Source organism: Nitrincola sp. A-D6 (genome assembly GCF_000764495.1).
Classification (GTDB): domain Bacteria; phylum Pseudomonadota; class Gammaproteobacteria; order Pseudomonadales; family Balneatricaceae; genus Nitrincola.
This window is the reverse complement of record NZ_JRLB01000097.1, coordinates 1-19,919: the sequence shown is the minus strand read 5'-3', so window position 1 is coordinate 19,919 and position 19,919 is coordinate 1. Positions and strand designations below refer to the sequence as shown.

Annotated in this window: 18 protein-coding genes, 1 tRNA gene and 4 pseudogenes; 10 read left to right on the top strand and 13 right to left on the bottom strand. The window is 50.5% G+C overall.

Annotated elements, in window-relative coordinates:
- Nucleotides 1-179 precede the first annotated feature (179 nt).
- Nucleotides 180-503 (bottom strand): annotated as a pseudogene (locus LH51_RS24890) (hypothetical protein); the annotation flags it as partial.
- A gap of 245 nt (nt 504-748) precedes the next feature.
- Here LH51_RS24890 and LH51_RS15425 point away from each other — a divergent pair.
- Complete coding sequence (locus LH51_RS15425; protein WP_036523811.1) at nt 749-2,380, top strand: BatD family protein; 1,632 nt, start codon at nt 749-751, stop codon at nt 2,378-2,380.
- Nucleotides 2,356-2,463 (top strand): hypothetical protein, encoded by a 108-nt coding sequence (locus LH51_RS24885; protein ID WP_442934850.1) that lies wholly within the window; start codon nt 2,356-2,358, stop codon nt 2,461-2,463. Before LH51_RS15425 ends, LH51_RS24885 begins: the two co-directional genes overlap by 25 nt.
- Nucleotides 2,464-2,468: 5 nt before the next feature.
- Here the strand turns inward: LH51_RS24885 and LH51_RS15420 are convergent, their stop codons facing one another.
- The gene (locus LH51_RS15420) at nt 2,469-3,335 is read right to left on the bottom strand and encodes a TIGR01777 family oxidoreductase (protein WP_036523809.1); all 867 of its coding nucleotides are present in this window, start codon (nt 3,333-3,335) and stop codon (nt 2,469-2,471) included.
- A gap of 114 nt (nt 3,336-3,449) precedes the next feature.
- Here LH51_RS15420 and LH51_RS15415 point away from each other — a divergent pair, with 114 nt between their 5' ends.
- On the top strand, nt 3,450-4,571 hold the full coding sequence (locus LH51_RS15415; protein ID WP_036523807.1) for a sensor domain-containing diguanylate cyclase: 1,122 nt from the start codon (nt 3,450-3,452) through the stop codon (nt 4,569-4,571).
- On the opposite strand, the gene LH51_RS15410 is transcribed toward LH51_RS15415, so the two are convergent.
- The 9 genes from LH51_RS15410 to LH51_RS15370 form a co-directional block, all read right to left on the bottom strand.
- On the bottom strand, nt 4,555-5,109 hold the full coding sequence (locus tag LH51_RS15410) for a hemerythrin domain-containing protein (protein WP_036523804.1): 555 nt from the start codon (nt 5,107-5,109) through the stop codon (nt 4,555-4,557). The two genes, LH51_RS15415 and LH51_RS15410, sit on opposite strands and share 17 nt — an antisense overlap.
- Nucleotides 5,110-5,233: 124 nt before the next feature.
- A complete protein-coding gene (locus LH51_RS15405; protein WP_036523802.1) occupies nt 5,234-5,620 on the bottom strand; it encodes a hypothetical protein in 387 nt (128 codons plus the stop codon).
- A 100-nt stretch (nt 5,621-5,720) separates the two neighbouring features.
- Nucleotides 5,721-8,345: an aminopeptidase N gene (pepN, locus tag LH51_RS15400; RefSeq protein WP_036523800.1), complete on the bottom strand. Its 2,625-nt coding sequence runs from the start codon at nt 8,343-8,345 to the stop codon at nt 5,721-5,723.
- A 14-nt stretch (nt 8,346-8,359) separates the two neighbouring features.
- Complete coding sequence (locus tag LH51_RS15395; protein WP_036523798.1) at nt 8,360-8,626, bottom strand: YeaC family protein; 267 nt, start codon at nt 8,624-8,626, stop codon at nt 8,360-8,362.
- A gap of 44 nt (nt 8,627-8,670) precedes the next feature.
- A complete protein-coding gene (locus LH51_RS15390; RefSeq protein ID WP_052063843.1) occupies nt 8,671-9,288 on the bottom strand; it encodes a rhomboid family intramembrane serine protease in 618 nt (205 codons plus the stop codon).
- A gap of 12 nt (nt 9,289-9,300) precedes the next feature.
- On the bottom strand, nt 9,301-10,278 hold the full coding sequence (locus LH51_RS15385) for a metallophosphoesterase (RefSeq protein ID WP_036523795.1): 978 nt from the start codon (nt 10,276-10,278) through the stop codon (nt 9,301-9,303).
- Between the two features lie 151 nt (nt 10,279-10,429).
- Nucleotides 10,430-11,302: an NAD(+) kinase gene (locus LH51_RS15380; protein WP_036523793.1), complete on the bottom strand. Its 873-nt coding sequence runs from the start codon at nt 11,300-11,302 to the stop codon at nt 10,430-10,432.
- A gap of 32 nt (nt 11,303-11,334) precedes the next feature.
- Nucleotides 11,335-12,282: a 1-aminocyclopropane-1-carboxylate deaminase/D-cysteine desulfhydrase gene (locus LH51_RS15375; RefSeq protein ID WP_036523791.1), complete on the bottom strand. Its 948-nt coding sequence runs from the start codon at nt 12,280-12,282 to the stop codon at nt 11,335-11,337.
- Between the two features lie 39 nt (nt 12,283-12,321).
- Nucleotides 12,322-12,397: transfer RNA gene (locus LH51_RS15370), tRNA-Asp, on the bottom strand.
- Nucleotides 12,398-12,656: 259 nt separating this feature from the next.
- On the opposite strand from LH51_RS15370, the gene syd reads away from it, so the two are divergent.
- From syd to htpX, 5 genes and pseudogenes are all read left to right on the top strand, one after another.
- A complete protein-coding gene (gene syd / locus LH51_RS15365) occupies nt 12,657-13,223 on the top strand; it encodes a SecY-interacting protein (RefSeq protein WP_052063841.1) in 567 nt (188 codons plus the stop codon).
- A gap of 12 nt (nt 13,224-13,235) precedes the next feature.
- Nucleotides 13,236-13,814: a YajG family lipoprotein gene (locus LH51_RS15360; RefSeq protein WP_036523789.1), complete on the top strand. Its 579-nt coding sequence runs from the start codon at nt 13,236-13,238 to the stop codon at nt 13,812-13,814.
- 126 nt (nt 13,815-13,940) lie between these two features.
- A pseudogene (locus LH51_RS15355) lies at nt 13,941-15,151 on the top strand (pyridoxal phosphate-dependent aminotransferase).
- Between the two features lie 65 nt (nt 15,152-15,216).
- Nucleotides 15,217-15,585, top strand: coding sequence for a hypothetical protein (locus LH51_RS15350; protein WP_036523787.1), 369 nt, complete (start codon nt 15,217-15,219; stop codon nt 15,583-15,585).
- A gap of 144 nt (nt 15,586-15,729) precedes the next feature.
- Nucleotides 15,730-16,607, top strand: a pseudogene (gene htpX / locus LH51_RS15345) (protease HtpX).
- A gap of 8 nt (nt 16,608-16,615) precedes the next feature.
- Here the strand turns inward: htpX and LH51_RS24455 are convergent.
- Nucleotides 16,616-17,089, bottom strand: coding sequence for an ATP-grasp domain-containing protein (locus LH51_RS24455; protein ID WP_327125310.1), 474 nt, complete (start codon nt 17,087-17,089; stop codon nt 16,616-16,618).
- Nucleotides 17,068-17,439 (bottom strand): hypothetical protein, encoded by a 372-nt coding sequence (locus LH51_RS24450; RefSeq protein WP_327125308.1) that lies wholly within the window; start codon nt 17,437-17,439, stop codon nt 17,068-17,070. The genes LH51_RS24455 and LH51_RS24450 overlap by 22 nt, the downstream gene beginning before the upstream one ends.
- 205 nt (nt 17,440-17,644) lie before the next feature.
- Between LH51_RS24450 and LH51_RS23020 the strand changes: the two are divergent.
- Nucleotides 17,645-19,332 (top strand): annotated as a pseudogene (locus LH51_RS23020) (Orn/Lys/Arg decarboxylase N-terminal domain-containing protein); the annotation flags it as partial.
- Nucleotides 19,333-19,368: 36 nt separating this feature from the next.
- Entirely contained in the window at nt 19,369-19,896 is a 528-nt protein-coding gene (locus tag LH51_RS24880) for a hypothetical protein (RefSeq protein WP_442934853.1), read from the top strand.
- Nucleotides 19,897-19,919 lie beyond the last annotated feature (23 nt).

Genomic DNA, 19,919 nt, shown 5'->3' with positions numbered 1-19,919 from the left:
AAGCCTTGCTTATCCAGTACGGAGCCAAGTTTTTTCAGATGCCCGGCCTGCTCTTTAACGGCGGCCAGCATAGGCTCAAAATCATCAACGGCTGCACGTACTTCTTCCAGAACGCTAAGCAGCTCGGCTTGCATCAGTTGCAACCGTTGTAAATCAGTATGGCGGTCTATCTCGATCGCGACCACAGATTCAGGCAAGCCTTTAGGGTCATGGAGTCCGGTCAGTACGCCTTTCTGATTACGAGAGGTATGCAATACCACATTATTAATGGCATGTATGACAACATTCTGACGATTCAGCTCCATCCGCAGCGAGTCAATGATAAACGGACGGTCTTCCGATACCACGGCAATGACTGTATGCGTTGATTGCCAGCCGTGCCGCTCAAAATCGGGATTGAAAATCTTAACCCGGGGAGACTCGCCGGGGATATCCTGGATAAATTCCCACATATCCAGTGTGGCACCGAGTAGATCATCCGGGCGCCATTTTTGCAGATCCATTTCAGGGGTATTTTTATAATAACTATCGACAAACTCACACAGCAGAGCTGATTTCTTATCGGGTAGACGTTTACGTATTTCAGTTTTCAGACGTTCCAGTAGCGTTTCCTTTAATTCCGCAACGTGCAAGGGCATATCTCTCTCTCTTTTTTTTGATTATATGGCAGCAGTCTCGCATGGATAATTGCGCATACAACAACCTTTCCGGATAATATGGGTAAATACCGAATACTACTTAAGACTATATGAACAACGTTGTTAAGCAAGGGCTCTTTACAATAATTCTCGTTTTTTTTTGCAGTTCCTACCTGCAGGCAGCCCTTTACGCGGAAATTGATCGCGAACAGGTCAACATAGGGGAACGCTTCTACCTGACACTGGAAATACAAGGCGAGCACAGCAATCCACCCGATCTGAGCAACCTGGGTGCAGAGTTTCACCTCAACCCGGCACAGCGCTCCGTTCTGACAACACATAAAACCGGGTTACGAGAGGTCAGAACCCGCTGGTTGATAGCACTTCGACCCAAACACTCAGGCCGCCTGGAAATTTCCGCTTTGTCGTTTCAGGAACACACATCAGAGCCCTTATATATAGCGGTCAGCGAAACACCTAGTCAGCCAGCCACCCCCATCCAGCCACATTTCGGAACCGACCTGAGCATTAACCTGATCACGGATCGTGAACAAGTCTACCGCAACGCTCAATTGCTGGTTACGCTGGATATATATCACAATCAGCCTCTGCCGGAGACAGTGGATTTTATTCCTCCACAGTTGGCGGCAGGACGGGTGCGCACACTAGACCTACCCCAGACACGTGTTGATGAAGTCAGTGGTGAGGCCTATTTTCATACGCGATTACGCTTTGCTGTTTTTCCCGATGAGGTTGGCTTACTTGAGATCAGTGGCCCGGGATTACGCTTACCAGAAGAGAACAGTTTTTCTATCACTGAACTCTATGCCGACATGCCGGACGTCGAAGTTTTGGCTCCGACAGAAATAAACCCACAGCAGAACTGGCTGCCCTCTAATAACCTGTTTATGACCGATACGACCTACGCACTTGAAGACGGCCTGGCTAATCAGTTGATCCGCCAACTGTCACTCGTCGCTGTTGGTACTACACTGGACAAATTGCCCGCTTCTCTTATCAACACCCCTCCCCCTGCTTTTTATCAGTTACTCAGCCGTGAAAGCGAGGAGCATCATTCAAGCCAGGGAATTACCAGCCAGATTCATGAAACCTGGATCATCAGACCCACTGAGCCAGGTGAGTTGATGCATCCTGCATCCGGAATAGGCTGGTGGGACACTCTGTCTGAGCAAAACCGCTATACACAACCGCAACAACCAGGGATAGAACAGCTCATATCTGAAACACAACCTGCCGTGCAGCCCTCGTCTCTTGCGACGAATCAGCCAGCCCTCAACTCACCGGAGACAAGCACACGCAATATACGCGCTTATGCCACGCCAACTCTGGCAGGATTGACTGTATTGCTTGTAACACTGACGGCTGTCTACGCCTTCTATCGTCAGCGTAAAAAAGCAACAACAGAGGTACCGGTACTTCGTCACACAACGAATCAACCCAAGCCCCGTCAAACTACACCAGCTGTTCAACAGGCTGAGCAAACACCTGCCATCCCACAGGTTTCCGAGTTTCACCGAGCGGCGGTACGCAGCGAGCATCAGGCTTTTATGCAACTTAGTGAGGCTTGTCAGCATAATGCCGGAAAACCTGCGTGCTCAGCTCTGATTCTCTGGGCCGCCTGTTTTTGGCTGACAAACAAATTATTAATACCGAATCCATCTACCAGGCCAATGTCAGTCAGACACTCAACTATCTGTTGCTGGATCTGGAGCATCACCTGAAACGCCCACAGGACGGCATGTGGCAGGGTGATCTGCTATTGCAAGCTGTCAGCACACTCAGACGACGACGTAAGCTGATGTAACTGTGTCACGTCAATATCTGCTTCAACGCCTGTTGCAGCACTGGATAGCGAAACTCAAAACCGGATGCCTGTAACTGCGCCGGTACAACGCGCTGCCCTTGTACTAACAACTCACTGGCTTCACCCAGCAGTAACTTCAACACAAATCCCGGCAGGGTAAAAAATGCCGGGCGATGCAGCTCTTTGCCCAGAGTCGCAGAAAACTCAGCATTGGTTACAGGCTCGGGTGCGGTCAAGTTAAACGCCCCCTGCAGCGCCGGATTATCCAGCAACCAGATAATAGCTCGTACTTCATCATCCAGGTGTATCCAGGACATCCACTGTTGGCCGGATGCAACAGGACCACCCAAACCCAAACGAAACGGTGGCAGCATTTTGTTTAACGCGCCACCTGAACCCAGCACTACACCGGTTCGGATCAAACACACCCGCAAACCCAAATCAGTGGCTTTAAGCGCTTCAGCCTCCCAGTCAGCGCAAAGCTGATGCGTAAACCCATTAACTGGCTTCGCCTGTTCGTCCAGTGCCTGTGACGACTGACTACCGTAGTAACCAATTGCCGAGCCACTGACCAGTACGGAAGGACGCTGTGGTTGCTGTTCAATCCACTGCAGCAGCTCTGCTGTGGTTTTTATTCGGCTGTCACGCAACAACTGCTTACGCTCCGGGGTCCAGCGCTTGTCAACAATACCCGCGCCAGCCAGATTCACTACAGCATCTACCGGCTGCTGGATCTGCGCCAATGTCGTCACTATTTGCGGATTATCGGCAGCACGTCTGGATAAAATCAGTACTTCGTCACCACGCTCTTTTAAGGCCTTCGCCAGCGCCTGACCAATAAAACCTGTGCCGCCTGTGATCAATACACGCATTGCATTCTCTCCTGAGCATTTTTTATATACACTAGTACGGATTCAGGTGTTTAGCAGTTTTTATTTTGATCTAATAAACTACGACTTTTCTGAACCTATCAGGGATTTCAGTCAATGCAATCAGAGTTAACCATTGCTGAAGAAAACAAGGAGCTCAGGCAACGTGTGAGTATTCTGCACCACAAAGCAGAGCGCAATGAGCAGTTATTGAGAGCTTTTTTTGCTGCCGAACTGGACCTTTTATCCTGCGTCACGCTGGCCGAGCTGCTTGATTATCTGCTTAATCACTTTCGCCAGAGCTTCGGTCTGTCTGCCGTTACCCTGATGCTACTTGATCCGGAAGATATGGTTCAAGAACTGTTGGACGGTTCAGCACGCTTCAATCACTTCCCAGGTTTACAACTGATTCGGCAACAGCAACCCTTGCGTGACCTTTATCCCGATAAAACCCTGTTTTGCGGTGAAGCGACGGCACATATACTCGCAACCTGCTTCCGGGGTGCTGATGATGTGCAGTCCTGTGCGCTCCTCCCCCTAATCCGAGAGGATTGCCTGATTGGCAGCCTGTGTCTCGGCAGTTCGGATCCTGGGCGCTATAACCACCTGTTACGTTATGATTATGTTTCCCATCTGGCCTCGGTAGTGGCCGTCTGCATGGAAAATGCGATCAGCCATGAAACGCTTCAGCGCCTTAGTAGCATTGATCCCTTGACACGGGCACTCAATCGGCGCGCTTTCAGTCAGCAACTGCTACGTGAAATAAAACGTAGCAACCGCACCGGTGAGCCTTTAGGCTGCATACTGCTTGATATTGACCACTTTAAGCCCGTCAATGACACTCACGGACATTTAAGTGGCGATAAGGTACTGCGGGATATGTCTCAGTTACTCAAAGAGAAACTACGTGAAACTGACAGTATTGCCCGTTATGGCGGCGAAGAATTTGCGATATTACTTCCCGGCTGTTCTGAGTCAGAAGCAACCCAGGTTGCTGAAAATTTACGCGAAGCCATTAGCCAGACAACTTTTTCAGGGCATCAAAACCAGGCTTTGCAAATCACGGCATCGCTGGGTCTGACGATTTGTGAGCAGCAACACACGCTGGCCACTGATGTATCAAATTTGACCGAAAGCCTGATCCAAACAGCCGATCAGGCTCTGTATTTCAGCAAACATAATGGTCGAAATCGTGTGAGCTTTAAACCTTGCCTGCTGGAAATCAGGGTGCAGCAATAACGTCCTGTAGTAATGCCTTGTAAAGTTCGCGGTAATTCTCGCCCTGCTTTTCGCCAAACAAGGGATCTTCAGGTTCAGGTAGCTTCTGCTCCAGAGCGGCCCAGTCAGCGTCATTTGCAACCTGCTCAATACCTGGAAATATCACCGTCTCTTCATAATCCAGATGCTCACGCTCACGTAATACAAACGCCTCCAGTTGCCCGATAAAATCAGACATAGGAATAACGGCATCGTGCATGACTGCATCCACTGTTTCATTGACGACTTTGGATGCCTGTTTCAGATCCGTATGTTCAGCTTCACACTTTTGCAGATGTGCATCTAGCGTGGCGTCGCGTCCACAAAAATAGTGATACATATGATCTTCACGAGGATGGTGATACTGATCGGCATAATTACCAATATAGTCCACCAATTCAGATAGGAGTAAAAAATTGGGAGAGTCACCCGCTTTGAGCTTTTGAACCTTGAGTTCCATTACCTCCAGCAACCGGCTCAGGTTAATGTGATCTTGATGCAACTGCGCTATTAATGTCATCTCACTGTCTCCTGAAAGTAGGTTGTTTCCACTATATACCGCAGCTGCACAAATGACTGTTGATCAGTATCAATAAAAGCACACTCATAAACAGCCATTGGTAGTGTTGACACCTGGCAGTAAATCAGCGATACAGCTCATCATCAAATGGATCCAGGGGCCGTTCCAGCAGGCTGTCCTCACGGAAATACAGCACCCGGCCTTCCAGCTTCAAGCCTTTGGAGCTGAACCAGCGCTCGTTCTCTTCAAGTGACTCTTCAGCACGGCTAACAGAATACCAGGCACGGATAATACGGTAAAAATAATGCGCAAAAAGCGCAGCGGAAGCCCCCAGGAAAAAATCTGACCCCATAGCGAAAAGGATCACGATCAGAGCCACGATCCACACGCGGCTGCCGCGCGCTTCCTTAACGGCTTCTTTAGCTACATTCAGCTGTTCCTGGCACTTAAGTGCACGGCGAAAATTTTGCTGTAGGTCGAACTTTTGCTCTGCAACAAGATATTTATCCATTCTTCTTTCCTGACAGTTTTATTTTTAAGCTTTACCAGAGTATATCTAAGCCACCCGCAAGGAGCGAGCCTATAGGCTACAACCTTGGGATAACAAAAGATTATTTAAGGCTTTTACTGACCACCTCATAAACATCACCGGACAGGTTGCCAGTATCAATAATACGCTGAAGTTGTGCCTGCATTTGTGCCTGACGTGCAGGAGCATAGCGCCGCCAACGCGTCAGCGGCGTCAGCAGTCTGGCGGCGATTTGTGGGTTTTGCTTATCCAGTAGCAGAATATGATCAGTGAGGAAACGGTATCCACTGCCATCTTCCGCATGAAAATTAACCGCATTTTGCTGGCAGAAAGCACCGATGACTGCCCGGATTTTGTTGGGATTGCGCGAATCATAAACCGGGTGATCCAGCAATTGTACGATTCTCTCCAATGCGCCTGAGCGCGGATCTGTTGACTGCACCATAAGCCATTGATTCATTACCAGAGATTCATGTTGCCACTGGTTCAGAAATTCTGTGAGCATCTCATCCGCTGACTCTCTGAATCCGGAATGAGCCACACTGACCAGTGCAGAAAACTGATCGGTCATATTATCTGAGGTTTCAAACTGCTGCTGTGCCAGCGCTAAATGCGCCGGACTATCCAGTGCCATCAGATACCCAAGACAGGTGTTGCGTAAACTACGGCGCGCAATCTCAGCCGCTTCTGGCGAATAGGCCTGCTCACCATCATGCTGCTGATACACTCGCAACCACAAGGATTCCAGCGCCTGAGCAAGGGTTTTACGCATAAACTGGCGTACATGGTGAATAGCTACCGGATCAATAACGGTGGCATTTTCACTGATATAGGCCTCGGTAGGCAGAGACAGTAACAGGGCCGACATAGCCGGATCTTCACTGGCACTATTTAGCAGCGACTCCCAGGTCTCTACAAAGTCTTCGGGCAAAGCCAGTGCATCACCACGCTGGAAGGATTGAATTAACTGATTAACCAGCCTCATCGACAACTGCTGGCCCGCATCCCAACGGTTAAAGCCATCTTCATCATGCTGTAAAAGAAAACGCAACTGCTCTTCTGTATAGGCATAGCTGAGTTTAACCGGTGCAGAAAATCCGCGTAACAGTGACGGTAATGGCGGCTCGTCTATCCCTTCGAAGCAAAAGGTTTGTTCAGCTTGCGTGACTTCCAGCAATTGCGTTGTCTTGCCATCGGCCAGCCTAAAGGGCTGCCCATTGGCACGCAGCAAACCGATACTCAGAGGCAGGTGAAAAGGCGCCTTCTCCGACTGTTCGGGTGTTGCCGGGCAGGACTGGCGTACACTCAGCAAATAGCGCTGCCGGGTGGCATCATACTGATCCGTTACGTCCAGTCTTGGTGTGCCTGCCTGACTGTACCAACGTTTAAACTGGGTCAGATCACGACCGGATACATCCTCCATCGCTTTGACAAAGTCGTCCGTGGTAACCGCTTGACCATCATGGCGTTCGAAATAGAGATCGGTTCCCTGTCTGAAGGCCTCTGCTCCCAGCAGCGTATATAGCATACGCACCACAGCAGCACCCTTTTCGTATACAGTCAGGGTATAAAAGTTAGAGATTTCTATAAACGATGCAGGCCGGACCGGGTGGGCCATTGGGCCGGCATCTTCTGCGAACTGTGCTGTGCGCAGAATGGCCACTTCATCAACGCGCTGTACAGTTTCTGAGTGCATATCGGCGGAAAAACACTGATCACGAAATACGGTAAAGCCCTCTTTCAGACTTAACTGAAACCAGTCGCGGCAGGTAACCCGGTTGCCCGACCAGTTGTGAAAATATTCATGTGCAACCACCGACTCAACTCGCTGAAAACCGGCATCGGTCGTGGTTCTGGGGTGCGCCAGCACACAAGCGGTGTTGAATATATTCAGCCCCTTGTTCTCCATCGCGCCCATATTGAAAAAATCGACAGCGACGATCATGTAAATATCCAGATCATATTCGCGGCCATAAACCTGTTCATCCCAACGCATCGCATTTTTCAGGGCAGTCATGGCATGTTCGAGCTTTTCCAAATCCTTACGCTCAGCATAGATCTGCAAGGTCACCCGGCGCCCTGACGAGGTGATAAAATGATCTTCCAGACAACTCAGATCACCGGCCACCAAAGCAAACAGGTAGGCAGGTTTCGGAAAAGGATCCTGCCAGGTTACCCAGTGGCGTCCATCATCCAACTCACCCTGCTCAACGGGATTACCATTGCTCAGCAATATCGGAAATTGGGCTTTGTCAGCCACCAGCGTGGTACTGAATACAGACATAACATCCGGACGATCCGGGTAAAAGGTGATACGCCGAAAGCCTTCCGCTTCACACTGAGTACAATACATGCCATCAGATAGATACAGCCCCTCTAAGGCCGTATTTTCAGCCGGATAGAGTCGCGTCTCGATTTCCAGCTCAAATATATCTGGAACCTGATCCAGAATCAGTTGCTCGCCATCCCGGCTAATCAGACTGGCATCAGGCTCCTTACCATTCAGACGCAGAGTGATCAACTCCAGCGACTCATGCCCATCCAGGTGCAGCTGCGTAGCGCTGGGAAAGTCTGGATGGCGCCTGACTTTCAGCAGGCTGGTAACGCGGGTGGAATCAGTTTCAAGATCAAAACGCAATGCGATGCTGTCAATCTGAAAACTGGGCGCGGTGTAGTCTTTCAGGTAGATAACCGGTTTAACTGACATGAAATCTGCTTTCCTTACGAATTAAGTATTTTCAGCACATCCGGCTCAAGTGGGTCGGATCCATGCTGCTTGCCATCAGTGCGCGTACGGTCGATAAAACCAACACGTTCTGATTCTGGCAGGTTACGCTTATGCTCATAGGCAATGACCGCACGCAAACTTTGCTCACGCTGTGCTTGTGTGAGCTTTTCTCCATTCGGCCATTTACCTAATTCGACAGAGCGCTTCATCGACTCATAGATGTCGACTGTCATGGCCTCTATCATTTCATCAAACGTCATCAAAGCTCTCCTGTAAAGTGATGTATTCTATCCGGACCCAGGCTTCAGGAGCGGCGCTGCAATAAACTGACTGGTAATACAAACATAAGTCCGATCAACAAGCCAACCAGGTGTGCTGTATTGGCCACGGCCGCCATACCAAACATCTGCAACATACCGGTGTAGCCTAACACCAACCAGAACAACATAAATCCCATCAGCGCAGGGGGCAATCCGAAAACAGGCCGCAAACCACGTTTATCCCACAACCAGGTGTAGCCTAAGACGGCATAAACAACCCCTGACATGCCACCGAACATCGGTCCACTGATCAAAAACTGGGCCAGGTTGGATACCAGAGCAGAAACCAGCACCAGGGCTAACAGCACCCAACGCCCCTGCAGCAGCTCAATACGCTGCCCTACAACCCAAACCCACATCAGGTTAAAAATCAGATGCAGTTCACTGAAGTGCATAAATGCAGGTGTTATCAAGCGCCACCATTGACCGGTTGATAGCATACCACCCAGCGTATGATGCAACAGCTGCCCACCTTGCACAGTGAAATCAGCAAAGGTCAGCAGACGCATCATGTCACGGTTTTCACCAAAACCAATTGCCAGCGAAACCACGACACTGATGACAATCAGACTCAGTGACAGCCAGCTTTTTTGCCATGCCATAAACAGTTTTCCCTAATCGATAAAGGCCACTTCCCTGGCGACATCCACCCAGACAAACTTACTATTCTGAATACGGGCTTCATCATCCAGGCGGTAGGCAACTAACTTGCCATACTTCACGGCACTATAATCCAGACACGCCACACTGGGAGAAAGTGCCTCGGGCTCGCCCTGGCACCAATAATGACCAATAAACAACGGCTTATTATCCTCACGATAACAGGTTAACTCGCTGCGTTGCTCACGGGTCAGCGGCAACCTGGCAAGATGTACCGGTAAAGGGTCCGGCTGAAATACTACATCATTCAAATAATAGGGATCACGAACCCAGAATTTAGTTCGAAAAAAACTGCGTTCAAAACCATCCCGACTCACCATCACTTCGTTATTGGGCAATTCCAGGTGCGTGCCTCTGAGCAGAATATCCATAATCTCATGCTCTTGCGAACCATCGACGGCCGAGCGAAACAAAAAGCCACGGCGCATACGATTACTGCCATTCATGGCGATAAAACGATCAACCAGGGTCTGATGCCAACAGGCATGCACCACGCGGAAATGCTCACAATCCAGAAACACCGGCATCTGCTCAAACCAGCTCAAGAAATCTCGCTGATCATCCGGGTGGTTGGCAAGCTGCTCCAGGGTTTCCTGCAGGATACGTTTATTGCGCGGCGTATGTTTACGCAGGTAAGGCTGCGCAAAACCGCTGGGAGCCGGTGTTGCATAACAAAGATAGTTGTATTCGTGATTACCCATAACGATTTGGGCATGGCCTGCAGAAACCATATCGTGCACCAGGTGCAAGGCTTCACGAATATGCGGCCCACGGTCAATAATATCACCCACAAAAATGGCCTGACGGCTAGGATGCTGATACACCCCTTGTTGCTGGGTATACCCCATCCGACTGAGCAGGATACGCAGGCTCAGGGCACATCCATGCACATCACCAATAATATCGTATCCAGAAAATGTTCTGTCGTTCAAAGGTGTCTCCTTTATCATTGTAGGAGCCCGGTCTCCGGGCGATGCTTCGCTCGCGAAGCGAGCTCCTACACAAGGTGCCGTCTCTATCCATTGTAGGAGCCCGGTCTCCGGACGATGCTTCGCTCGCGGAGCGAGCTCCTACAATGAGCTCCTACAATGAGCTCCAGCCCAGTTTTTCCCGGCAGGTTTGATAAAAATTGTAATCTCTGGGGTGCAGAAGCCGAAGCTTGTGCGATTTCTTCCGGATCGAAATCACGTCACCCGGTACCAGACTGAAGTCTGCCTGCCCATCACAGGAAATAGTCGGATAAGTTGAGTTTTCTTCACTGATCACCAGCTTCAATTCGCTGTTCCCACTGACCACGATCGGACGGCTGGACAGGGTATGCGGAAACATCGGCACCAATACCAGCGCATCCAGCTTAGGGTGCATAATCGGCCCACCTGCTGATAGCGCATAGGCTGTCGATCCGGTTGGAGTCGATACAATCAGACCATCGGAGCGCTGGGTATACACAAACTGCCCTTCAATATAGAGCTCAAACTGAATCATACGGGTTGCTTTACCGGGATGGAGCACACAATCATTCAAGGCCACCAACTCCCCAACCGACTCGCCCTTTCGGCGTACGGATACATCCAGCAAAAAGCGGCTGTCAACACTGTAGCCCCCCTCAAGTACTTCAGCTACTCGTTCTTCAAGATCCTGGGGTGAAATATCTGTCAGAAACCCCAGGTTACCACGGTTAACTCCCAGCACAGGAATATCACTGCGTGCCAGTGAACGCGCAGCTCCCAGTAAACTGCCATCACCACCCACAACGATGGCCAGATCACAGATTTCACCCATCATCTTGCGTTTACAGGTCTGGCGACCATGGCCTGGCATCACTTCAGCAATTTTTTCATCCAGTATTACATTCAGGCCGCGCTCTTCCAGAAACCGCATGAGCTGTTTCAAGGTATCGATAACCGCCTTACTACCCAGGCGCCCGATCAAGCCGATGTTGCGAAAGTTATCCATAGATCTCTCTCTCAGTTGTATGCTGTTCATTATTATAGAGGTAGTGGTCCATAAAAAGCAGGTGCCAAACGTCGTAACCTGGTGTCACACCCCCTGAGCCCCTGCATACCACCGGTGTGCAACAGCGCCACATGAGAACCAGGCGCGAATTGGCGCTGCAGGATCATACGCATTAACTGATGGAAAACACGCAGGGTATAAACCGGATCCAGATCAACACCATAACATGCTGAAAGCTGCCACCAAAGCGCAGCAAGCTGGGGTGAAAGTCTGGCATAGGGCAGATCACCAGGTAACACCTGATAACCTTCTGGTTTTGCTAAACCCGCCGCAGCCCAGTGAGCCTGCAACATCGCCTCAGCTTCAACGGCACTGATTTTTAAAGCCGGCATAACGAGCACCTTCACCGATGCAGGTCGTGCCGCAATCAAGCCTGCGGCTGTGGCGCCTGTGCCAGCCGCACAAGCCAGATAGTCAAATGGCTGAGTGCGCACAGGCAGTGCAGCCCATATATCGCCACAAGCGCTGACAGCGGCGGCTGAACTCCCGCCTTCAGGGACCCATTGAAAGTCACCCAACCTCTGCTGCAACTGACTGATATACGCCGGATCATAGCGCCGCGCGTACTCCTGACGCGAGACAAACACCAAGCGCATTCCCCAGCGCTGTGCATCTTGCAAGGTAGGATTAGACGCTGAAGTCGCTTCGCCACGAATTACACCAATAGTTGCAATGCCAAACTGCTGCCCGGCATAGGCAAGTGCGTGGATATGATTGGAGAATGCACCACCAAAACTCAGTATCGGACGTCCGGGATGGCAGCGAGCCTCAGCCAGAGCTGGCTGTAACTTGAACCATTTATTGCCACTGATCTGCGGATGAGTATGATCCAGATGAAGAATAGAAAACTGAACACCAAAAGTATTGCACAAAGGCAAGTCTAGTGTTTGCAATGGAACTTGCGGAATGACTATAGACATGAAACGTTACATTCTTCTACTGAAGAACAGACCACATAATGGCGGAACGGACGGGACTCGAACCCGCGACCCCTGCGTGACAGGCAGGTATTCTAACCAACTGAACTACCACTCCAATTACATCACTGCTTTTGCATTCGCTACGCTCTGCCAGGTTGGCATCCCGTAACGAGGTGCGAATTCTAATGGAATTCTGATCTTTGTCAAACAGTTCAGCGAAAAAAAATTAGTATTTTTCTATCCAGGCCACAAACAAATCGATCTATGCCTTGTCACACGTGGCATACGGCTATTTTACACATTTCTTCTTGATCATAACAAACGCCAACCGCTAGAGTAACTCTAATCACTTAAATCACAATCAGAGTTAGCCCATGAGATCTGCTTCAACCCCGGTGATGAATGCGCTGGACCAGTTTATCGAAAAATTGCACCAAAACTGCCAGATCCACGGCTGGCCACAACAAGCCTATGACCCCGAATGGCCCAGCGATTGCTGGCAAAATGAAGCCCAGGAAGGTGTACTGACACTGTGGAAGCCGGTGCTGCAGCGCCAAACCACTGATATGTTTCAGCGTTTAGGTGAAGCACTCGATACTGAACTGCATCCGGATATTGCTGACTTCTATAGTCGCTATTGGTCCGATCCACTGCCAGCCCAAGCTGAACAAGGAGAGCTTTCGTTACTGCAAGTCTGGAATAACGACGATCTGGAGCGCCTGCGTGCCAACCTGATTGGACATGCATTAGAAAAGCAGCGCCGCAAGCTGCCGTTGACACTGTTCTTTGCAGTTACCCTGCCAGATGCTAATCTAATGCTGAGCGTGAATAATGCTGACGGCAGCATCTGGCTCGAAGCACCGGGAAAGCCGCCTCACCAGCGCCTGGCCGATTCATTGGCCGATTTTTTAACCACCTTAGAACCCTTACCCTTCGATTGAGAGGTACCCGCTGTGCGTCTAACCTACCTGATTCTGACTCTGATACTACTGAGCCTGCTTGCTGGCTGTTCCGGGCCCTTGCCGCAGCGGGTCAACCTGCAACCGGAGGTGGTTTCAGTCCCTCGCCTGCCACAGTCCATACCCTTGCGCGTGGATGTGGTCTATCCATCCAGACAGCTGCAAATCGGCAGCATTGCTGATCGTCTGGGTAATGAAGTACCGGTTTCCGTCACAGACAATATCCAAACTGAAATAACCCAGGCTGCCTTGAAAACACTGGAACGCATGGGTGTCGCCACCAGCAGTCAGGCCAATGCCAACTTAACCCTGACATTGGAACACCTTAGCTATCATCATCGCAGTGACGGCGTCAGACGCGAGCTGATCGGTGTTATGCGCATTAGCATGCAAGCGGTCGATGGCCAGCGTCGCTACCAGGGCAAGTTCGAATCGGAATCCCGCGAAGAGGTACTGCGCACCCCAACTGAGCAAAAAACTCGGGAATTCATCAATGATCTGGCTAGTGAAGCCCTGTTCCAGGCCTTCAATGACCCGGAATTCACCCGCTACCTGATAGCGGGTGCAAGGTGAAATAAACGCAGCATTGAATTTAGATTGCCAGAGCGTATTATAGGCGGCTTTGAATAACCTGGCCGACAAGCTTTAAGCCACAGCGTATAAGCCATAGCGCCATTGATGGAGCGCAGGATCATCTATATGTCAGTAATTCGCAAGTCCAACAAACTGATCAATGTCTGCTACGACATCCGCGGCCCGGTAATGCAGGAAGCCAAACGCCTGGAAGATGAAGGGCATCGCATCCTCAAGCTGAATATCGGCAACCCGGCCCCTGGGGTTTTAATGCACCGGAAGAGATCGTACAGGATGTGATCCATAACCTGTCCGAAGCCCAGGGCTATTGTGACTCAAAAGGGGTGTTTTCAGCGCGCAAAGCGGTCATGCATGAGTGCCAGCGCAAGTCGATCCGTAATATCACTCTGGAGGATATTTATATCGGCAACGGGGTATCAGAGCTAATTGTTATGGCCATGCAAGGCCTGCTCAATGATAACGATGAGATGCTGATCCCGGCTCCAGACTATCCACTCTGGACCGCGGCTGTCAGCTTGTCAGGTGGCACGCCGGTTCACTACCGTTGTGATGAAGACAATGAGTGGTTTCCGGATATAGACGATATCCGCGAGAAAATCACCGAGCACACCCGTGGCATCGTGGTAATTAATCCCAATAACCCACCGGCGCCTCTACCCGGAAGCCTGTTATTACAGATTCTGGAGCTGGCACGTGAGCATTCACTGATCGTGTTTGCTGATGAAATTTATGACAAGATTCTGTTCAATGGCGCTGAACATACGTCAATTGCCGCTTTGGCAGATGATGTGCTCTGCCTGACCTTCAATGGTCTGTCAAAAACCTACCGGGCTGCCGGGTTCCGTTCCGGCTGGATGATTGTCAGTGGCCCGAAACACCGCGCTCGCGATTATATTGAAGGGCTCGACATGCTCGCCAGCATGCGTCTCTGCGCCAATGTTCCGGCACAGTATGCAATCCAAACGGCTCTGGGTGGCTATCAAAGTATCAATGAATTGATTATTCCCGGCGGTCGTCTACATGAGCAGATGGAACTGGCCCACCAGTTGCTTAACGCGATACCGGGTGTATCCTGCGTCAAACCCAAGGGAGCCTTGTACCTTTTCCCTAAACTCGACCCGGGGGTTTATCCGATCCACAACGATGAGAAATTTGCACTGGACCTGTTGCAGCAACAGAAGGTTCTGGTGGTTCAGGGTAGCGGCTTCAACCTGCAGGATACACAACACTTTCGTTTGGTGTTTTTACCCTCGGTTGACCTGCTGACTGAAGCCATAGAACGCATTGCAATTTTCCTGAAAACCTATGAACAATAAAGTATTTGCAACAAAGCCGGTCTATACTAAATACGTCTAAGATCAAATCAGGAATGGCAGCTAACATGTTTATCAAGATCAAAAAGAACTCTGGTATTTCAATGCAGCACAACGGTGTCGAAAAACGCCATATTGTCCCGGTAACCTCGAATTTTCTGCTCAATCTTGATCAGGTTGCTGAAGCGTCATTTTACACGCTGAAAGAAACCAAGATCAGTTATGATCTGGAAGGTCATCCGGTAGAATTTCCGATGCATACCGCTGTTGTACATTTGCAGATGAGCTACCTTTATGCGCTCTACACAGAAGACCACAACAAGCGCAAAGGGCGTATGGCCGAGCGTCAGTATTACAAGCTCTTTTTCCGCCCAGAGAATCTGGATGCCTATCAAGAGCTGCGCCAGGCCATAGAAACGCAGGTCATCAACCTGTAACTGTCACTGCATTTATCAAGCCCCTTATGTGGGCTTGATTCCCCGATACCTGTTTTGGGTATCGACACTGCCCTGCTATTGAAACTTTCCTCTCCCGCCCCTATCTAAACGACAGATTATTTAACTTGATGGAAACTGACTGCAATGAGAATTCTACTCTTTCTGGCCACTAACCTGGCCGTGCTGGTGGTTGCCAGCATTACCCTTAACCTGCTGGGCGTCGGACACTACCTGGAAGGTTCCGGGCTGAATATGACTTCGCTGCTGATTTTCTGTGCCGTGTTTGGTTTTGCTGGCTCATTTATCTCCCTGTTTCTATCCAAGTTCATGGCAAAACGGGCGACCAACACGCAAATCATCGAGCAGCCTCGCACAGCTGAAGAACGCTGGTTGATGGAAACTGTTGCTGAGCTGTCTGAAAAAGCGGGCATCAAAATGCCTGAGGTGGGCATTTTTCCGGCGCAGCAGTCCAATGCTTTTGCTACCGGCTGGAACAAAAATGATGCACTGGTTGCCGTAAGTGCCGGCCTGCTCCAGCGTTTTCGGCCTGAAGAAACCCGCGCGGTGCTGGCCCATGAAATAGGCCATGTTGCCAATGGTGATATGGTTACCCTGTCGTTGATTCAGGGGGTAGTAAATACCTTTGTGATGTTCTTTGCCCGCATAGCTGCGCATGCCGTAAATAGTTTCGTCAACCGGGGAGAAGGCGGACGAGGTATTGGCTACTTTATCACCGTGTTCGTATTTGAAATTATTTTCGGCATTCTGGCATCGGTCATCGTCTCCTGGTTCTCACGCAAACGCGAGTTCCGCGCTGATGAAGCGGGCGCAACTCTGGCCAGCCCGGCGGCGATGATCGGTGCATTACAGCGCCTCAAAGCCGAACAGGGTATTCCTGACCAGATGCCAGACCAGTTAATGGCCTTTGGTATCAACAGCCACTTGAAACAGGGTTGATGCAGTTACTGTCAACGCATCCGCCACTGGATGATCGTATTGCCGCTCTGCAGCAGTACCGCTAAAGCGCCAATCAGACCGCAATCGGCAACGGTGGTTGCGGTCTTTGTGGACCCTGCGGATCATCGTCCCGATCGGATTGTTCGAGAATGTAGGCCAGTATCGCATCCGCCACGCGGGCATGCAGATCGGGCAAACCGGTATTACCAAACAAACGATTAAACTCCAGCACATAGGGGTGATCTCCTACCATGGCAATATCAAACCCGGCATGATCCAGATTCAGCGCTTCAGCCAAATCCAGCGCCAGCTTGACCGCCGCAAGATGCAACGGACTGAGATCCACCTGGCCACCGCGGGAGACATTATTATGAAAGCCATCCTGACCCTGTAAGCGCCAATAGCCGGCAACCAGCTTTCCGCCAACGATGATGATGCGCATATCCCGATCGATGGGCAGGTATTCCTGAGCATAAATAACATCAGTGCGTGCCAGATACGCCATCCAGTCAGCCCGGTTTTCAATCAGAAATACACCCTCCCCCATACTGCTTTTGGGGATTTTGGCAACAAAGGCAGATCCATTTTGTCCCAGACTTCCGATGCACGTGACTCGGTATTAGCCTGTATTTCTGTTTCGGGGGTATTGGCAGGCACCAATAGCCGGAAGGCGCGGGTCATCTCAATTTTATTATGACCAAGCAGGTAGGACGACAAACTGGGAAAGATTCTTTTCTTTAACCCGAATACCAGTGCATTGACTTGCCAGTACTCGGGAAATAATACCCAGTCGGCAGCCAGTATTTCAGCTTTCTGGCGAAACATATTTTCAGGTTTAATAACCGTCACGCCAGGAAGGCGCAGGGTGCGAAACGCATCAAAGGATACGAGGTTCATTCAGTGTTAGTCGGTAGTTGAATTGCCGCAGATTTTACTGCTGGACTAACTTGGCGTCGACTATTATTTGCACTAGCTGTCAGGCAACTGATCTCTTACAATAGACGTCTTGCAGGAATCAGCCAGCCTAGCGCCTCCCGCAACACAGAATTGTCACCCTAACGTGCGACGCTACTCACTAACTCTGAACCACAGGCTGCCACTCATGAAGTTCCGTTTTCCCGTCATTATCATCGATGAAGATTTTCGCTCCGAAAACATTTCCGGCTCAGGTATTCGCGACCTGGCTCAGGCCATCAGTACTGAGGGAATGGAAGTAGTGGGATTCACCAGCTATGGTGATTTAACCTCATTTGCACAACAGGCCAGCCGCGCTTCCTGTTTTATTTTATCCATTGATGATGAAGACTTTGCCGAAGCGGGCGAAGATCAATCCGGTTGCGCCTTGAACGCGATCCGCGACTTTATTATTGAGGTGCGTAAGCGCAACGACGACATCCCGGTGTTTCTGTACGGAGAGACTCGCACTTCCCGGCATATTCCGAATGATATACTGCGTGAGCTGCACGGCTTCATTCATATGTTTGAAGATACCCCGGAGTTTGTTGCACGCCATATTATTCGCGAAGCGCGCAAGTACCTTGAAAATCTGGCACCACCCTTCTTCCAGGCACTGATGGAGTATGCCAGTGACAGCTCCTACTCCTGGCACTGTCCCGGTCACTCTGGTGGCGTCGCGTTTCTGAAAAGCCCGGTTGGGCAGATGTTCCATCAGTTTTTTGGTGAAAATCTGTTACGTGCAGATGTCTGCAATGCGGTCGAAGAACTGGGTCAACTGCTGGATCACACCGGCCCAGTATCGGCCAGTGAAGCCAATGCGGCGCGTATTTTCAATGCCGATCACCTGTTTTTCGTCACCAACGGCACCTCTACCTCTAACAAGGTGGTGTGGCACTCAACAGTAGCACCCGGCGACATCGTGCTTGTCGATCGCAACTGTCACAAATCGATTCTGCACTCCATCATCATGACCGGTGCCGTGCCGGTATTTTTGATGCCAACCCGAAATCATTACGGCATCATCGGCCCGATTCCAAAATCTGAATTTGAACTGGAAACCATTCAGCGCAAGATAGAGCAAAACCCGTTTGCGCGAGAAGCAGTGAACAAAAACCCGCGTATTCTGACCATCACTCAGAGCACCTATGACGGCGTGCTCTACAACGTCGAAACCATCAAATCAATGCTCGGTGATACCATCGATACACTGCATTTTGATGAAGCCTGGCTGCCGCACGCCTCTTTCCACGAGTTTTACAAAAACATGCATGCGATCGGCCCGGATCGCCCACGTTCGGAAAACTCACTGGTGTTTGCAACCCAATCGACCCACAAGTTATTGGCAGGCCTGTCGCAGGCTTCGCAGATTCTGGTGCAGGACGCCAGTGCCCGCAAGCTGGACACCCACCGCTTTAATGAATCCTACCTGATGCATTCATCCACCAGCCGCAGTATGCCATTATCGCTTCCTGTGACGTGGCAGCCGCGATGATGGAGCCCCCGGGAGGTCATGCACTGGTTGAAGAATCCATTCTGGAAGCGCTGGATTTTCGTCGCGCCATGCGTAAGGTCGATGAAGAGTTTGGTAGTGACTGGTGGTTCAAGGTTTGGGGACCGGACTATCTTGTTGAAGAAGGTATTGGTGATCGCGAGGACTGGGTTATCCATGCTGGCGATACCTGGCATGGCTTTGGCGAAATTGATTCCGGATTTAACATGCTTGATCCGATCAAGGCTACCATCATCACTCCGGGACTTAATCTGGCCGGTGAATTTGATGAACAGGGTATTCCGGCAGCCATTGTCAGCCGCTATCTTGCCGAGCATGGCATCATCATTGAGAAAACTGGCCTGTATTCCTTCTTTATTATGTTCACCATTGGTATTACCAAGGGGCGCTGGAACTCCATGGTCACTGAGCTGCAACAGTTCAAGGATGACTATGATCGTAACCGCCCACTCTGGCGAGTGATGCCGGAGTTTGCCAAAAAGTATCCAGCTTATGAGCGCAGAGGCTTGCGTGATCTGTGTAATCAGATACACAACGTCTACAAGGAATATGATGTTGCCAAGGTGACTACGGAGATGTATCTATCCGAGATCGAACCGGCGATGACCCCAGCGGATGCCTGGGCACGTATGGCCCACCGCGACGTGGAACGGGTATCAATTGATAATCTCGAAGGCCGTGTCACGGCGATGCTGGTTACGCCCTACCCACCAGGCATTCCATTGCTGGTGCCGGGTGAACGCTTCAACGCTACGATTATTCGCTACCTGAAATTTGCCCGCGATTTCAACGCCCTGTTCCCCGGGTTTGAAACCGACGTACATGGGCTGGTACGTGAGAAGGCCGAAGGCGGAGATGCTTACTTTATCGATGTCGTTAAAAACTGATCGACACCACGGGCTTATTTTAG

What these genes read in the sequence shown, in the direction of transcription:
- LH51_RS15395 (WP_036523798.1), bottom strand. Translation starts at nt 8,626, where the DNA reads ATGACGTTTGATGAAATGATAGAGGCCATGACAGTCGACATCTATGAG.
- LH51_RS24455 (WP_327125310.1), bottom strand. Translation starts at nt 17,089, where the DNA reads ATGGGGGAGGGTGTATTTCTGATTGAAAACCGGGCTGACTGGATGGCG.
- LH51_RS15380 (WP_036523793.1), bottom strand. Translation starts at nt 11,302, where the DNA reads ATGGATAACTTTCGCAACATCGGCTTGATCGGGCGCCTGGGTAGTAAG.
- LH51_RS15350 (WP_036523787.1), top strand. Translation starts at nt 15,217, where the DNA reads ATGTTTATCAAGATCAAAAAGAACTCTGGTATTTCAATGCAGCACAAC.
- LH51_RS24450 (WP_327125308.1), bottom strand. Translation starts at nt 17,439, where the DNA reads ATGAACCTCGTATCCTTTGATGCGTTTCGCACCCTGCGCCTTCCTGGC.
- LH51_RS15375 (WP_036523791.1), bottom strand. Translation starts at nt 12,282, where the DNA reads ATGTCTATAGTCATTCCGCAAGTTCCATTGCAAACACTAGACTTGCCT.
- LH51_RS24880 (WP_442934853.1), top strand. Translation starts at nt 19,369, where the DNA reads ATGTTCACCATTGGTATTACCAAGGGGCGCTGGAACTCCATGGTCACT.
- LH51_RS15410 (WP_036523804.1), bottom strand. Translation starts at nt 5,109, where the DNA reads ATGACATTAATAGCGCAGTTGCATCAAGATCACATTAACCTGAGCCGG.
- LH51_RS15425 (WP_036523811.1), top strand. Translation starts at nt 749, where the DNA reads ATGAACAACGTTGTTAAGCAAGGGCTCTTTACAATAATTCTCGTTTTT.
- LH51_RS15415 (WP_036523807.1), top strand. Translation starts at nt 3,450, where the DNA reads ATGCAATCAGAGTTAACCATTGCTGAAGAAAACAAGGAGCTCAGGCAA.
- LH51_RS15405 (WP_036523802.1), bottom strand. Translation starts at nt 5,620, where the DNA reads ATGGATAAATATCTTGTTGCAGAGCAAAAGTTCGACCTACAGCAAAAT.
- LH51_RS15420 (WP_036523809.1), bottom strand. Translation starts at nt 3,335, where the DNA reads ATGCGTGTATTGATCACAGGCGGCACAGGTTTTATTGGTCAGGCGCTG.
- syd (WP_052063841.1), top strand. Translation starts at nt 12,657, where the DNA reads ATGAGATCTGCTTCAACCCCGGTGATGAATGCGCTGGACCAGTTTATC.
- pepN (WP_036523800.1), bottom strand. Translation starts at nt 8,345, where the DNA reads ATGTCAGTTAAACCGGTTATCTACCTGAAAGACTACACCGCGCCCAGT.
- LH51_RS15390 (WP_052063843.1), bottom strand. Translation starts at nt 9,288, where the DNA reads ATGGCATGGCAAAAAAGCTGGCTGTCACTGAGTCTGATTGTCATCAGT.